Annotated in this window: 14 protein-coding genes; 2 read left to right on the top strand and 12 right to left on the bottom strand. The window is 44.6% G+C overall.

Annotated elements, in window-relative coordinates; genetic code table 11:
• Positions 1-3: 3 nt before the first annotated feature.
• The 4 genes from AC3Y23_RS00980 to AC3Y23_RS00965 all read right to left on the bottom strand — a co-directional run bounded on the left by AC3Y23_RS00980 (position 4) and on the right by AC3Y23_RS00965 (position 6,061).
• Entirely contained in the window at positions 4-1,083 is a 1,080-nt protein-coding gene (locus AC3Y23_RS00980; protein ID WP_379194696.1) for an oxidoreductase, read from the bottom strand.
• 280 nt (positions 1,084-1,363) lie between these two features.
• Positions 1,364-2,722 carry an Nramp family divalent metal transporter gene (locus AC3Y23_RS00975; protein ID WP_379194694.1) on the bottom strand — a complete coding sequence of 453 codons (1,359 nt, stop codon included), beginning with the start codon at positions 2,720-2,722 and terminating at the stop codon, positions 1,364-1,366.
• Positions 2,723-2,972: 250 nt separating this feature from the next.
• Positions 2,973-5,042, bottom strand: a complete 2,070-nt coding sequence (locus tag AC3Y23_RS00970) for an iron ABC transporter permease (RefSeq protein WP_379194692.1) — start codon at positions 5,040-5,042, stop codon at positions 2,973-2,975.
• On the bottom strand, positions 5,039-6,061 hold the full coding sequence (locus AC3Y23_RS00965) for an ABC transporter substrate-binding protein (RefSeq protein ID WP_379194690.1): 1,023 nt from the start codon (positions 6,059-6,061) through the stop codon (positions 5,039-5,041). Before AC3Y23_RS00965 ends, AC3Y23_RS00970 begins: the two co-directional genes overlap by 4 nt.
• A 246-nt stretch (positions 6,062-6,307) precedes the next feature.
• On the opposite strand from AC3Y23_RS00965, the gene AC3Y23_RS00960 reads away from it, so the two are divergent.
• Positions 6,308-6,937, top strand: a complete 630-nt coding sequence (locus tag AC3Y23_RS00960; protein ID WP_379194688.1) for a class I SAM-dependent methyltransferase — start codon at positions 6,308-6,310, stop codon at positions 6,935-6,937.
• A 128-nt stretch (positions 6,938-7,065) separates the two neighbouring features.
• Here AC3Y23_RS00960 and AC3Y23_RS00955 read toward each other — a convergent pair whose 3' ends face one another.
• Both AC3Y23_RS00955 and AC3Y23_RS00950 read right to left on the bottom strand, forming a co-directional pair.
• Entirely contained in the window at positions 7,066-7,890 is an 825-nt protein-coding gene (locus tag AC3Y23_RS00955) for an aldo/keto reductase (protein ID WP_379194686.1), read from the bottom strand.
• 26 nt (positions 7,891-7,916) lie between these two features.
• A complete protein-coding gene (locus tag AC3Y23_RS00950) occupies positions 7,917-8,675 on the bottom strand; it encodes an IclR family transcriptional regulator (RefSeq protein ID WP_379195730.1) in 759 nt (252 codons plus the stop codon).
• Between the two features lie 216 nt (positions 8,676-8,891).
• Between AC3Y23_RS00950 and AC3Y23_RS00945 the strand changes: the two genes are divergently transcribed.
• On the top strand, positions 8,892-9,296 hold the full coding sequence (locus tag AC3Y23_RS00945; protein WP_379194684.1) for a hypothetical protein: 405 nt from the start codon (positions 8,892-8,894) through the stop codon (positions 9,294-9,296).
• 165 nt (positions 9,297-9,461) lie between these two features.
• Here AC3Y23_RS00945 and AC3Y23_RS00940 read toward each other — a convergent pair whose 3' ends face one another.
• The 6 genes from AC3Y23_RS00940 to AC3Y23_RS00915 form a co-directional block, all read right to left on the bottom strand.
• On the bottom strand, positions 9,462-10,433 hold the full coding sequence (locus AC3Y23_RS00940) for an alpha/beta hydrolase (protein ID WP_379194681.1): 972 nt from the start codon (positions 10,431-10,433) through the stop codon (positions 9,462-9,464).
• Positions 10,434-10,571: 138 nt separating this feature from the next.
• Entirely contained in the window at positions 10,572-10,856 is a 285-nt protein-coding gene (locus AC3Y23_RS00935) for a CD3324 family protein (protein ID WP_379194679.1), read from the bottom strand.
• A 505-nt stretch (positions 10,857-11,361) separates the two neighbouring features.
• Positions 11,362-11,622, bottom strand: coding sequence for a hypothetical protein (locus AC3Y23_RS00930; protein ID WP_379194677.1), 261 nt, complete (start codon positions 11,620-11,622; stop codon positions 11,362-11,364).
• A gap of 106 nt (positions 11,623-11,728) precedes the next feature.
• Positions 11,729-12,538: a hypothetical protein gene (locus AC3Y23_RS00925; protein ID WP_379194675.1), complete on the bottom strand. Its 810-nt coding sequence runs from the start codon at positions 12,536-12,538 to the stop codon at positions 11,729-11,731.
• Positions 12,538-13,506, bottom strand: a complete 969-nt coding sequence (locus AC3Y23_RS00920; RefSeq protein WP_379194673.1) for an ABC transporter substrate-binding protein — start codon at positions 13,504-13,506, stop codon at positions 12,538-12,540. Before AC3Y23_RS00920 ends, AC3Y23_RS00925 begins: the two co-directional genes overlap by 1 nt.
• Before the next feature lie 28 nt (positions 13,507-13,534).
• A complete protein-coding gene (locus AC3Y23_RS00915; protein WP_379194671.1) occupies positions 13,535-14,770 on the bottom strand; it encodes an alpha/beta hydrolase family protein in 1,236 nt (411 codons plus the stop codon).
• Between the last annotated feature and the right edge of the window lie 37 nt (positions 14,771-14,807).

Below are 14,807 nucleotides of genomic sequence, written 5' to 3'. Positions count from 1 at the left end.
CGCTTAGTCATTCTCCTTGTATAACTCACTGTCCTTTATAGTTGGAGCCGGACTCAATACTTCCCCTGTAAATTCTTCAATAGGCAGACCATTTTCCACTTTTTTGACCCAATCATGATTGCCTAGTGCCGGTTTTCCAAGAGAAATCAGATCTGAACCTGCCTCAAGTGCTTTCTGTGCATCCTCCGGCTGATCCAATTGCCCATTGGCAATTACCGTTGTTTTCCCGTACTTCTTGGCAAGCTCTGCTAACGTATAATTACTGTTCGCAAAAGCAGGGGCTAAGCTATTGTATTCCGTGATGTGAATATAATCCGTTTGTTCTGCGCCAATGGCGCCAAATATGATCTCAGCATCCTGTTCGCCATTCGCCCATTTGTACTCATAATTATTGATCTTTGCTTGAGAAATACGAACACCAACAACGATGCGATTACCAACTTTTTCTCTAATGGCTCTAATAATCTCAGTGATGAAACGGGTGCGCTTTTCTGTAGAGCCGCCATATTCATCTTGACGAAGATTGGTATAATCCGTTAGAAATTCATCTATTAAAAAACCATTGGCACCATGAAGTTCGATTCCATCGAAGCCCGCTTGTTCAGCCCTCACTGCAGCCTCTGCAAATCCAGCAATAATTTCTTGAATCTCTTCAGTGGTAAGTTCTTTCGGGGTATGCCCCTGCTCTGCCCCAGTTGGCTGTACGGATGATGGAGCGACGGTCCCCTCTCGATATCTGTTACCTTGCGATACTGCGCCAGCATGAGCGATTTGCAAAATAATCTTACTGCCTCGGGCATGTACAGCTTCAGTTACAGCTTTCCATGCCGTAACATGATCATCGCTAGCGATCCCCGGTTGATTCAAAACCCCTTGGCTATATTCCTCGTCAGGGTATGCCGCTTCTGCAATCACTAGACCGAAGCCACCTGCAGCAAAGCTCTCATAATATCTGGCCATTCTATCAGTTGCACGACCGTCGTTGTCAGCGGACATCCGTGTCATCGGGGCGAGCGCCACACGATTTTTAAGAGTTATATTTCCAAGTTGGTAACTGGTTAGCAGTACGTTAGGTGTTGTCATGGAGTTGCTCCTTTTATTAGTTATTTTTGCATCTCATTATTATTGACCAAAAGGTCATTAAATGCTCAAAAAAATATTTATGAAGGGAATATTTCTTTTAAGCATCACTCCCATAAAACATTTGTCGAATAGCGTGGCTTTATAATATCAGTTATTTACCTTTTGGTCAATAATGAAAATCAGAGGAACTCCAGAGGGAAATTAAACATTTTTTTGCTCAGGAACCTTACGTACACATAAGTAAAAACCCCTCGGGATTCCCAAGGGGTCTTATCTTGTGTCATCCTAATTCATGACCGGTAAGGATAATATAGAATACCAGGAACACATTGAGGGCAACGATAACTCCCGTGGATAGCCAAGCCAAAATTTTAATCCACAGCCGATTGGCGAATTCGCCCATTTTATGCTTATCGCTAGTGAACAGTACAAGTGGAATAACCGCAAAAGGCAACTGCAAACTAAGCACTACCTGACTCCATAACAACAAGTCGCCCGTTCCTCTGGAGCCTGCTAGCCAAGTAACGATAAATGCCGGTACTACAGCAAGTAAGCGGGTAATCAATCTACGGAGCCATGGAGATACTCTTAATTTGACGAATCCCTCCATTACAATCTGCCCTGCCAACGTTCCTGTAATCGTCGAGTTCTGACCAGAAGCAAGCAATGCAACCGCAAATAGCGTACCTGCAATACTAACGCCAAGCGTAGGACTTAAAAGCTCATACGCGCCTTCTATTTCCGATACATCTAGGCCCGTACCATGGAAGGCAGCCGCACCCAGGATCAAAATAGCAGAGTTAATCAAGAAAGCAAAGAATAGTGAAAGATTAGAATCCAGAATAGAAAACTTGAGTGCTTCTTTCCGTCCCTTGGTCGTTCTCTCATATTGTCGGGTCTGTACAATGGATGAATGCAAGTACAAATTATGCGGCATCACTGTTGCACCCAAAATACCTAATGAGATAAAGAGCATCTCAGGATTCGTAACGATCTCAAATTTAGGAACATATCCACCAAATAAGGCCGCAACCTCCGGTTTGGATATGATCACTTCAAAAGCAAATACTGCAAATATGGTAAGCATTAAGACGATAATGATAGACTCCACAATGCGGAAGCCTTTTTTCTGTAAAACTAGCAGCAGCAGTACATCAAGTGTAGTAATCGCTATGCCCCACAATAACGGAATGCCGAATAGTAAATTCAGAGCAATCGCTGATCCGATCACTTCCGCCAGGTCTGTTGCCACAATCGCCAGCTCCGTTAGAATCCATAGAAAAGCAGCCACTTTGGGACTAACAGCATCCCTCGTTGCCTGTGCCAAGTCTCTTCCGGTGACAATGCCAAGTTTGGCTGACAAGACTTGAAGCAGCATGGCAATCAAATTTGAAATTAAAATAACAGATAAAAGAGTGTAGCCAAAGCGTGCGCCGCCTGCTATCGAGGTTGCCCAGTTGCCCGGATCGATATAGCCGACGGCTACCAGTGACCCCGGCCCCGCAAAGGCAAAAAACTTTCTCCAGAAACCTGCTTTTAGAGGGATTTTTACGGAATTGTTTACCTCCTCCAAGCTAATACTAGAACTACTTCGTAACCATCCTTGGTCTTCTTTCACTTGCTGAACTCCTGTACTCATGGTCTCTCCTCTTTTCACACAATAATCGCGGGGATGTTCCAAGCCCCTAAACTTAACGAACATATACTGTTGTTTATTATTTTGCTCTTGGGAAACATTTTTGTCAATAACTAAATTTTATGTACAAGACTAAAAAAAGAGGACCGTACCAAAATCCACAAATGGATTCTTGGATCGGTCCTTATGTTGTTATTATGAAGAAGGCCGCCCCATAACGGGACGGCCTTGAATAGACATCTCAAACCATATTCTATCCTTTTCTAACAAGCGAACGGTACATTAAGAACAGGAAATACGGAGCTCCGATCAGCATAATAATCAAGCCTGAAGGAATTTCTTTGGGCGCCATGACCGTTCTTCCGACAGTATCAGCAATGACCAGCAGTAATCCGCCCAGCAGACCCGATAAAATAATGGAGCGTCTCGTGTGATGACCAATCATCATCCGCACCGCATGTGGTGCGATGAGCCCGAGGAAACCAATCGTCCCCACACTGGCAACAGCTCCCGCTGCCAGCAATACGCCAATAATCATCGTCCAGAGCCGTGTCCCGCGAACAGGCAAGCCTAGACCTACTGAACTCTCATCACCAAAGGCCAGCAAATCGATTTTCCGTCCCAAATAGTACGCAACGGGTAACAGGATAAGGAGAAAGATCAGCAGACTATAAAATTGATTCCAGCCCCGTCCATAGGTCGAACCTGTAATCCAAATTAAGGAGTTGCTGCTCCAGATGCTTGCCTTGACGATCATCACTTGAATACCCGCCGAGGCGATTGCAGATATTGCGATTCCAAGCAGGATGAGAACCGATGGATTCAGAGATCTGCGCCATGCCAGGAAGAATACAAAGGCTGCCGCCAAAGCCCCGCCAGCCATAGCGGCAATAGGTAACGCAATTACCGTCATTGCCGGCCATAAGAACAGTACGACCAGCGCACCAAAGCCGGCACCCGAGGTCACGCCGATAATAGAGGCGTCTGCCAGAGGATTGCGAACAGCGCTCTGAATCAGTACACCGCTAACAGCAAGGGCAATACCACCTGCAGCCGCGACTAGTGTACGAGGAAGCCTTAAAGTCAGCAGCACAGAATACGATTCATCACCCCTGCTAGCAAGACTATTCAGTAGATCCCCGATAGGTATTCTCGTTCCGCCAAGCGACAAGCTAACAAGGATAATCACAATTAGCAACACACTCATGAATATCGCAGTCGGAACAAAGCGCATACGTAGCGCTACTCCGCCTATACTCATAGAGGATTGCCCTGGACCTGAACCAGATATATTTTTCATTCTGGTCAGCACCAGCCAGATCAGCCAAGGAGCTCCGATAATCGCCATAACCGCACCAACCGGCATCTCCCCTACACTACTCCGCACGGCACGCGCAATCGTATCCGCTGCCGTAATGAGCAACGCTCCCCAAAGGGCGCTCGCGGGAATGAGCAGGCGATGCTTACTTATACCGCTAAGACGGACAAGGTGGGGCGCGACCAGACCAACGAAGCCGATGGGGCCGACCACACTGACCACGATCGCAGCCATCAATACGGATATGCCGAGGCCTACAGCCCGGGTTAACCCTACTCGCTGTCCTAGCGAACGGGCAGTGGACTCATCAAGTTCAAGTGCATCGAATTGCCTGCCTGCGAACACGGATACTCCGATGAGTACAAGGACGAAAGGCCAAGCATACCGGACGCCGTCCCAATTCAGCTGAATCAGAGAGCCCGAACCCCATAAGAACAAATTTTGCGTTTCCGTCTTATTAAAAATAAATAAGGCCGAGGTGAACGCTCCAAGCACCATGGACACGATCATTCCGGATAGGGCCAGCCGGACAGGCGTAGCCGTCTTGCCTCCGCTCAGTAGATAGGCAATAAGTGCCGCCAACAGGCCCCCAGCCGCTGCCAACACAAATGGGAACTGATGCTGTAAAGCCGGGAAAGCAACCATGCCAAGGACGACCATAAAATAAGCTCCCGCATTAATTCCCAGTGTATCTGAGGAAGCAAGCGGGTTCTTCGTTATCGTTTGCAGTAACGCGCCAGCCGCAGCCAGGGCAGCTCCAGCCAGAATACCGATAACTGTACGCGGCATCCGGATATCCCAGAGCAGATGATGTTCCATAACATCCTGACGGTTCAGCAATCCCTCTACTACAGTAGCTGCCGGGATTTTAGCTTCCCCAAAGCCTAGACTTAGAATGAACAGAACGAAGAGGACGGCAAGGCCGCCCCCGAATATTCCAATCATCCGCCAGGTCATACTGATTGAAGTTTTTCCACTGCTATGCCCGTTCATAGTAGCACTCATTTCGTTAAGGTTTTTACAACTTCATCCACAATCACCTTGGAGGAGATTGGACCGCCGAACACCCAGGTCGCGCTGTCCAACGCGTAAGTGCGTTTCTCCTTAACGAAGGTAAGACCGTTCCAAACAGAATTATCCTTCAGTGTTTTTGTGAAAATATCATCATCCTTTTGGACGATATAGAGCAGATTCGTATCCTGAACCGCCGGCAATGCTTCAACGGTTGATGTGCTGAATCCATAGCTCTCGAAATTTTCAGGCTTCCAGTCATTTTTCAGACCAATCCGATCCAACGTTTGTACTGCTAGTGAATTGTCTGTGAAAAGACGCATTGTTGCTGCATTCTGATAGCTATATGCTTGTGTCAGTACGTAATTCAGACCTTCCTTGCCAGCTGCAGCCAGCTTCGTCTTCGCATCCGTATAGTGAGCATCCAAGTCTGCAAGGACTTTGTCACCTTCTGCGGTTTTACCAAGCGCCGCTGCTATCGTTTTAAAAGTATCCTCCATCAGTGTGTATTGATCGCCTTTTCCTTCATCCGGATACAGGCTGAAAATCAGTGTTGGAGCAATACTTTTCAGTTGATCATAAATGGCTTCGTTGCTAGGCGCATTCGCAATAATCAAATCCGGCTTCAGCGCCGCAATCGTCTCCAGATTTGGTTCATCACGTGTACCAACATCCGTCACGCTTGCATCCAATGGTGCTTCAGATGTCACATACAGCTTATAGTTCTCGTTATCGGCGTTCCCTACCGGTTGTACTCCCAGCGCAATTACATCTTCTGTAAAAGTCCACTCCAGTACAACAACCTTTTGTGCAGGCTTATCCAGCTTAACCTCGCCTTTAGCATCTTTTAATACAATAGGGCCACTTGCGGTATCACTACTATTATTTGCAGCCGCCTCATTACTCTTTGCGGCACTGTTCGTTGCGTTATTCGTGGAATTGTTAGAGCCGCAGCCAGCTGCAACCAGTATCACAACAATAAGCATAACTACACTCAAAAACCTTTTATGCATTTCGTATATCCCCCTGATCTTCAGTGATTGTATTTGATAATGATTATCATTTTTAATGACATGGACTATGTTATATACGATTTCATGGAAAGTCAAGGGAATATGCTATTTTCACCAATGAACTAGTTTTGGAAAATCTCACGGGTAGATCCATATCTATAGCCTCAATAGTTCAACTAACAGCGTAAATATGATGATTTGTTAATTAATCACAATATCTAAATAACTTCCAAAGTAATGGTTTAAATGGATAATTATTGGGATAAAAGATTTGATAATGAAGGAATGATTTGGGGTCAACAACCCAGTAAAACAGTCTACCAAGCAATTGAATTATTTAAGAATAACAAAGTTAAGACAGTCTTAGTTCCTGGATCTGGGTATGGAAGGAATACTAAAGCACTCTCTAAATTTTTTCAGGTTGATGGGATTGAGTTATCACATAAAGCTATTCATATAGCAATGCATTGGGATCCTTATAGTCATTTTATTCAGGGATCTGTTATGGATGATCTAACCGGTACTACGACGTATGATGCAATCTATTGTTTTGATGTATTACACCTATTTCTAGAAGATGATCGAAAGAACTTTATTAATAATTGTGTACGACAACTAAAACATGCTGGAGTAATGTATTTTACATGCTTTTCAAACGAGGATCATAACAATGGGGTCGGGAGACAATTGGAAGATGGGACATATGAATATGTAGAAGGAAAATATGCTCACTTTTTCACTGAAAAAGATCTAATCAATCATTTTAAGGACCTAAAAGTTATTGGAACAGGAACCACACAGGAAATTTTCAATTATAAAGAGAAGCAGAGCAAAAAATATATTATCAGATATATAATAGTAAAAAAGACAGGTTAACTGCTCCAGTACTTATAAATGAATTATAGAACTACGCATTAATGCACAGTCGATTGATGATTTTCATTGGATTAAAAAGCCCGCAAATCGCTTGTAACAAGCAGATTTACGGGCTTTAAATCATTCGATTATCTCATATGAAAATCGTTTGGATGCGGGCCTTTGCGGCGGTTGCTGTCCAGTTGATTAATGGACTCCATTTCGTCAGCAGAAAGTTCAAAGTCAAACACATTAATGTTTTCTTCGATTCTGGAAGGTGTCACTGATTTAGGAATGACAATGGAGTTACGTTGCAGGTGCCAGCGAAGTACGATTTGCGCCGGGGATTTGCCATGAGCTTCGGCTAGCTTGACGATCACTTCATCCTTCAAGACATCGCCGCCTTGATCCAGCGGGCTCCAAGCTTCAAGGAAGATGTCGTGCTTATCACCGAAAGCTTTCAATTCATTTTGAGCCAGGTATGGGTGGCATTCGATCTGATTAAGAACAGGCTTCACTTCACATTCCTTCAGAAGACGCTCCAGATGCTCAATTTCAAAGTTACATACACCGATCGCTTTTACTTTACCATCATGGTACAGTTTCTCCAGCGCCTTGTAGGTGTCAATGTACTGATCGAAATTCGGCGTTGGCCAGTGGATCAAATACAAATCAATATAATCCAGTTCCAGCTTCTTCAAGCTTTCATCGAACGCACGCAGGGTATTCTCATATCCTTGGTCTGCGTTCCACACTTTGGTCGTAATGAACAGCTTCTCCCGCGGAATTCCGGATTCCTTGATCGCTTGTCCCACACCAAGTTCGTTCTGATAAATCATAGCAGTATCAATCGAAGTATAACCTACTTCAAAGGCTGAAGCGATCGCAGAGGCAGCCTGTTCATCGCTAACCTGCCACACGCCCAATCCAAGCTGAGGCATTTTCACACCGTTATTCAATGTTACAAAGTTCATGGTTTAATCTCCTTCAAATTGTATTTTTATGGACTGTTAAGCAGATCTGAAATCTCCTGTGCACATTTGGTTACCTGCTCAATATGGTACGCATCTTTCTCTTTGGACACTCGGGTTGTCGGGCCACTGATCGCAATGGCAGCAATAACCTTACCATCTTTCCAGATTGGTGCACCGATACATCTAGCCCCGCATTCCCCTTCTTCATCATCCAGGGCATAACCTCTGGCCTTAATGTTGCTCAGTTCCTCACGGAATTTCTCTGGAGATGTAATCGTATGCTCCGTCTGCTTCTCAAAAGACATGTTGTCCAAAATCCACGACTGCAGCTCCTCACCCTGGTAAGCCAGCAGGCATTTCCCGATGGCATCGCCGCGAATAAGCTTACGATCTCCAATCACATGATGTGTTCGGGTAGCATAGATCCCTGGCATCGCATGCGTGATAACAACCTCTGTGCCATGAAGGATTCCGAGATATGTGGTTTCCCCTGTCTCCTTACTTAGCTTGTCCATGGATGGCACGGATTGCAAGAGATCAACGTCCTGCTTGAGCAGATTCTCACTTTGCAATTTGGATACAAACACATCCGAAATCACAAACCCATTCTTAGGACTTCTCATGATGAATTGATTCTGCTCCAGTGTACTTACCAAGCGATAGGCTGTACTTTGGTTGAGCTGTAATTGTTCCATGATCTCTTGAGTAGTGATGTTCGGGTTATGGAGCACAAGGTTAAAAATATCCAAACCCTTCTTGAGCGTACCAACCTCATTGCGGTTTATATCCCCACCCCCTACTCAATAGTATTCCACTCACAATTGCGATTATAGCAAAGGAAAATCCATTATTCAAATATAGATAATAAAATAATAATAATTATCCATAATGGATAATCTGTTTCATTGATCCAACTTTCTTATGATATTGTTATATAGATTTACTATTCAATATCCGCATGGTAAATTTAGTAATAACATTTCAAACAAGCAGAGGTGACAATGAAAAAGCTAAGTATTTTAATAGTTTCCGTGTTGATAATCCTTGTTGGCTGTTCAAGCCATAGCAACTTAAATATCAACTATTTAGACCCCAGTGAAGTTAAGGAGCCGATACATAAATGGTTAGAATCTAATCGTGCGAGAAATGGAATCTATATAGGCAGAATATCCGCCGAACACCGTGTGTATCTGTATATAAATTATAACAATGAAGAACATAATCAAAAGTTCACAGTACCCTCAGTAGATATTCAGAATCAGGACGGAAAGCTTCTCGTAGAAACAGTAACCGCCGCTTCAGATCATTCGTTTGAAAAAATATTTGTTATTACAAATAAGGGAATAAATCGGATTGAGTTAAACGGACAAGAAATTAATTTGGAACAGTTAGAGGAACTCCAGTAGTTTTTTTTGATTTACCTTCCTAAATAAACAGAAGAAACGTAACCCATGAAAATAAGGACGTATCTGTTTGAAGCAAAAAACAGCGGCAACCTAGGAATTGAATTATCAAATCCATAAGCTGTCGCTGCTTTTGTTATGAGTTTTTACTGTTATTTTTCTTCCTGATTAAAGTAAATCCAGCGCCTTCAGCAAGGCGTGCTCGCCTGCCTTAACACCCTCCTGAGAATAGTGGGCGTTCGGGAACATTGGCGACAGATGGTGGTAGCCCGGATAGACATGCAGCTCGACCAAAACACCATCATGAACCAGTTGTTTCGCGAATAGCAAAGCTTCATCTACGAATAAATCGATGCTTCCTATCGTAATAAAAGTAGGTGGCAAACCAGCAAGTGATTTCGCACGTGCAGGCACATAATACTGGCTTACGCCTTCCTGATCTGGTTCATGACCTAATACAGATTTCCAGCCAAAATAATTACTTGCTTTGTTCCAAACAAATTCTCCGGCATAAGGATGATCTGGTGCAACACTTGTACGGTCATCCAGCATCGGGCTACGCAATCTCAGATGATGAATCTCAAATTCCTTCTGATCCCGAATATATAAAGCCAGACCAGCCGCCAAACCGGCGCCAGCACTTGAGCCTGCAACGGCGACTTTCTTAGCGTCGATTCCCAGTTCTTCCGCATGTTCGATACACCATTTTAGGCCTGAATAGATATCCTCTAGCTGGCTTGGCTGAACATGCTCCGGTGCCAGACGGTAATACACAGACACACAGCAAAAACCATGCTGCACAGCAAGGGCGGCATTCCCCATGCGATCACCAACCGGACTTCCCATAACCATCCCGCCGCCGTGAAGGGAATAATATAAAGGCATGTTTTCATATTTTGGCTGCGTAGGTTTAATGATCTCTATACGAACTTCCGGCCCTCCAAAATAACTTGGTACCGTTCTTTCTTCAAAGGTAACCGGAAACTTTTGCGTAACATCAATTTGTGGCATCATTTGTGCTTGCTTCATACGTGATTCCATCAGCACAGACTGCGTAAGATCCGTTGTTGGGAACATATCAAGGGCGCTAACCACTTCTGGATCAACCAGATGTCTGCTTCTGCTTTGCTCTTCACTCATTGCCAATATTTCCTCTCTATATGTCATTATTCAGACTAGCTGTCTCTATTGTTAGTCTACAGTGTGCCCTCGACTCTTGAAATGATGACAATGACTTAGAATCATTTTCGGCATAAAAAAGACACTGATGAAGTATGCTCACCAGTGCTGTTTCTTACTTTTATGTGAATAGACAATTTTCTTAATTGTTTCGATCGAGAGAAAATATTCCTCGGCCAGCTGCTCAATACTGCTACCGTTCCTAAAAGCAGCTCGGATCGCGGCGTTTCGCTCATCAAGCAACCGTCTCCCGCCACTCTGGCTTCCCCAATGCTTATACTCCGTTTCCGGCTTAGGAATGTACAGCGTTTCTCCCTGAACGTATTTTTGAATTTCCATAATTAGCTTTTCGGGTAACACTTTTGCTGCATTAATATATTTCATTGTGCCCGCTCCTTATTTTAAAGTTTCCAAATAAGGTGCAAAGCCAACATATTAGAAGAGCTTATTTAGCGTTAAAAAAAGGTTTTGCCCCATGCAAAGTAACGCTTTTCTAATACAGGCTTTGCATGAGTGGGAGAAGTACCAGACAATCTTACAAGATTCTCCATCTATTAAGCACCCCCTTTTCGCTAACCATTATAGCATAGTTTCACGTGTGGCTGTCACGAACAGCACTACGAGGACAATTGGCTTTGCCACGTACATCTTCATCAACGTAGACTTTAAAAGTTAGACGTTATCTTTTGCTATATAGAACGCATTTAAATAAACAAACATAGCAAAAAAAGAGAGCTTATATAAGTAGTATAATTAAGGGCATTCTCGTACCTTAAATCCTCTGCAACTAAGGGTTCGTGGAGATTAAGTGCAATATTGTACCTTAAATCTTCCAGATTACCTCGTCTAGCATGCTTTTCCGAAAAATAAGATGCAAAAATGCCCTTATTTACCTTATTTGCCTGCATTCAAGAAAAATAAGGTGCAAAAATGCTCTTAGTTGGGGAAGTGCCCCCTCTTTTTGAACTGTTACGACGACGGAAGGTGAAGGGGAATACCCCGCTTCTACTAACATCGCTGGATTTGAACAGCCCTGGATTATAGGTCTTGCTTCCAACAGTCTATGTTCCGGTGCTAACTTTCCTTTGGAAAGCAAACAGGCAAGCGTTTTGCGCATACAGCACAGTTCTAAACTTCCCCATTCGCTCATCTTCGTCTTAGTTAATTTCTTTTGTTCGACTCATACAATCTCTTCTTTCTGTATAATCCGAAAAGAAAAAAGGCATCCCTTATTAGGATTGCCTTTTACGTTTTGTCTAGCCCTGCTGCAGCCAATCCATACGATCTTGCTTAGACAGGCGTGGACAAGTATAGCAGTATGAGCGATTGGTACGCTTGTATTGCAGACAGCAGGTATTTTTAATAGCGAGCTTCTTCCCTGCCTCAAGCGGATGGTCTAGGAATCGGACTTTAGCTTGGAGTGGGTTCTTCGATCGTCCGAAGGCCTCAGGGGCAAGCTCATTACACATGAAGGCATCGTCTTCAGCCAGATAGGACAGAAGCGAAGCATTATCCTGTGTAGACAACTGGGTAGACAATAGTGCTTGCAGCTTTTCCCTGTAATTCTGCAGAGCCGTCGGCAGCTGCCCCCATAAGATTCCTGCCTGAATCCCGCTGGCCTCCGATACACAGAGGAGCAAGGGGCTAACAGTATCCCAATAAAATCGGCTGAACACTTGCTCCCGCCATACAGTCCAATCTATCGTTTGTCTCTCTCCTGGCGCATGATCTAATTGATCCTCCGACAGTTGAAAAGCAATTCGAGTGAAGCCCTGCTCAGGGGTGAGATGTACCTGCAAGTTCGCAAGTGTGAGGTTCGGAGCGGTATTGTGCACAGAAACGCTATACAACAACGCAGCAGCCACATCCCCAAACCAGCTGACAAAATAAGCTGCAGCAACTGGAAGCTCTTCAGCCTCAATGAACTCGCCGTAGGCGGTGAGAAAGCGATGCATGACTGCCTTCTCAGTTAAAGCTTCCCCTCCGATAGTGCATACAGCCTTCCCCTGCTGCTGAATATGAAGGTTAAAATAAGAGCTCAGTTGATCCCAAATGTTCGTGTCCATTATTTAACGAAAATTTTAGTCAGATCATCCAGCATGGAGTTAGCAGCGTTAGGCCCATAGCCGCCGAACCAGGAATCCGAAGACAGCGTGTACACCTGATTGTTCTTAACGGCTTCGAGATTTTTCCAGATACTTAGATCCTGCAACTCGTTATAGATACTATCACTGTCGTTAATGAGCAGAATGTAGTCCGGATTGATTTGCGGAAGCTTCTCATTGGACAGGGACTCATAACGATTGTCCGCCGAGGTTACTGGGTAGACAGCAGGACGGGTGAAGCCGAAATCATCATATAGCCATTTGTAATCCATATCCCCGTAATAACGAATATCGTTACGAATACGCAGTACCATTAAGGTTTTGCCAGCTACTTTATCGTGGATCTGCTTGATTGCTTCTTCCTTGTGCTTATCATAGTCGGTGATGACTTGCTCAGCCTTGTCTTGAAGGCCAAAAGCTGCAGCCGTTGCACGGAATGCTGTCTGCCAATCCGGCGCACCATAACCATTTTCCAGCATAACCGTAGGCGCTATTTTCGCGTACTCGTCATAAACTTTTTCGCTGTTGGTGTCTGTAATAATCAGATCGGGATTTACGGATAGCAGCTTCTCCAGATTCACCTTTCCTTGGTCGCCAATAATTTCAACATTATTCAGAAAAGGCTTTAGGTACAGCGGAAAATCTTCATTTTGCGACTTAACGGAAGCCGTTGGCGTCAAACCCAGTGCGATCATATGATCTGTTAAATAAGTTACCGTTGTGGCAATATTAGCAGGCTGATGCTCAAGTGTATGTTCTCCATTGTTATCTTTGTAGGTAAACTTAGTCTCTTGGGCCGTATCCGGACTGGCAGTTTGTTCTGCAGCAGGCTCAGAAGACTCCTTGCTGCAAGCTGTAGCAATCGCAAGCATCATCATAATCAGAATCACTACGCTCAATGGGCGCAGCTTTTTATAACTGTTTCTCATATTTCTTTCCCCTTTTTATTCTATTTGATTAGACTGGTACTTCTCGACGATCTCTCATGACACGGGAACTGGTAATCCAGCCTTTGGTATTGGTTAGCTGCACAAAGTAGACTCCGCCTGAAACCGGCAAAGCAACATGCGCTTCTCCGTGATCATTACTATTTTCATCCTTGTACAGAATAGCTGTCTCCGAATGCCAACTGGCGCTTCTCCAGTCCGTGTCATCCCCGCACCAGTACAGCACAGCCTTCACGACTTCAAGCGGCGATTGAAAACACACCCGTACCCGCTCCTCATACTGCTCCGCACGAAGAATGCGAATTAAGGCAGGCCCCTCTCTTGTGATACTGTCTGCAAAAGCATAGCTCTCTTCACAGGACCATGCATCCGGATAAGTATGGGGCAGTCCATGCTGAATGCTTAATCGGCTATGTAACTGCGCATCCTCATAGTGATGTTCATGTTGTTCGTAGGACTTCACAAAGATGGACAAAGGAAAATGCGTATCCTGGCTGCCGTTTAGCCACAGCATCGGTATCTTGCTTTGGTGCAGATAAGAAGACGGGTCCCATAGCCCCCGAAGACGTTCAGCTGTAGCGGGTGGCATAGCAGCAAATCCGCGACCGTAGAGCGTACCTGGCTCATAAAGATAACCACATCCATATACCGGCATGGCAAAAGAAAGCCTGTGATCCAGACCAGACACCAGACTGGTAATAATACCTCCCCATGAGATCCCTGTAATTCCAATTCGGTCTTCATCTACACCAGGCAAACTGCGAAGGATGGTATGTGCCGATAACACAGCGGCTACAGCGTGATACATCCATTGATCCTGCACAGCTTCGCCATAATCTGCGAATACTCCCTGCTTCATTGGGCCACTCCAGGGATGTGGCGAGAATAGTGGCAGGGATGAATCCGTATGAAGATCATCACGGCTTCTCTCGCTGATGTTGTTATAGCTTGCAAAGGGGACCTGCCCCTCGAGATCCATCGCAATTGCGGCATAACCCCGGTCATTCCATTGCTTCACCCAATGGGAGAATGCGCTCCCTGCACCGCCATGAACCAAAATGATCCCAGGAATCTGCTGAGGGATTTCATTTTGCTTATGTTCTTCAATCTTAGGCAATCCATAGTAGGCAAACACTCGTGTTTCTTTTCCCTTATAAGGAACTCCTTGATAAAACGCGGCATGAATTCCGGTCTCTTCATCTTCAAAAACCGGATACAGGGCAGGCAATTGGAATAATGACTCCAAATCCCAGGGGATAGTAGTAAAAATAAAAAATCTCCCC

The organism is Paenibacillus sp. MAHUQ-45 (assembly GCF_058133325.1).
This window is presented reverse-complemented; position numbering and strand designations above follow the sequence as displayed.

Bases quoted from the DNA above. Each gene is read 5' to 3' on its own strand.
- AC3Y23_RS00980 (WP_379194696.1), bottom strand. From the start codon at position 1,083: ATGACAACACCTAACGTACTGCTAACCAGTTACCAACTTGGAAATATA.
- AC3Y23_RS00975 (WP_379194694.1), bottom strand. From the start codon at position 2,722: ATGAGTACAGGAGTTCAGCAAGTGAAAGAAGACCAAGGATGGTTACGA.
- AC3Y23_RS00970 (WP_379194692.1), bottom strand. From the start codon at position 5,042: ATGAGTGCTACTATGAACGGGCATAGCAGTGGAAAAACTTCAATCAGT.
- AC3Y23_RS00965 (WP_379194690.1), bottom strand. From the start codon at position 6,061: ATGCATAAAAGGTTTTTGAGTGTAGTTATGCTTATTGTTGTGATACTG.
- AC3Y23_RS00960 (WP_379194688.1), top strand. From the start codon at position 6,308: ATGGATAATTATTGGGATAAAAGATTTGATAATGAAGGAATGATTTGG.
- AC3Y23_RS00955 (WP_379194686.1), bottom strand. From the start codon at position 7,890: ATGAACTTTGTAACATTGAATAACGGTGTGAAAATGCCTCAGCTTGGA.
- AC3Y23_RS00945 (WP_379194684.1), top strand. From the start codon at position 8,892: ATGAAAAAGCTAAGTATTTTAATAGTTTCCGTGTTGATAATCCTTGTT.
- AC3Y23_RS00940 (WP_379194681.1), bottom strand. From the start codon at position 10,433: ATGAGTGAAGAGCAAAGCAGAAGCAGACATCTGGTTGATCCAGAAGTG.
- AC3Y23_RS00935 (WP_379194679.1), bottom strand. From the start codon at position 10,856: ATGAAATATATTAATGCAGCAAAAGTGTTACCCGAAAAGCTAATTATG.
- AC3Y23_RS00930 (WP_379194677.1), bottom strand. From the start codon at position 11,622: ATGAGCGAATGGGGAAGTTTAGAACTGTGCTGTATGCGCAAAACGCTT.
- AC3Y23_RS00925 (WP_379194675.1), bottom strand. From the start codon at position 12,538: ATGGACACGAACATTTGGGATCAACTGAGCTCTTATTTTAACCTTCAT.
- AC3Y23_RS00920 (WP_379194673.1), bottom strand. From the start codon at position 13,506: ATGAGAAACAGTTATAAAAAGCTGCGCCCATTGAGCGTAGTGATTCTG.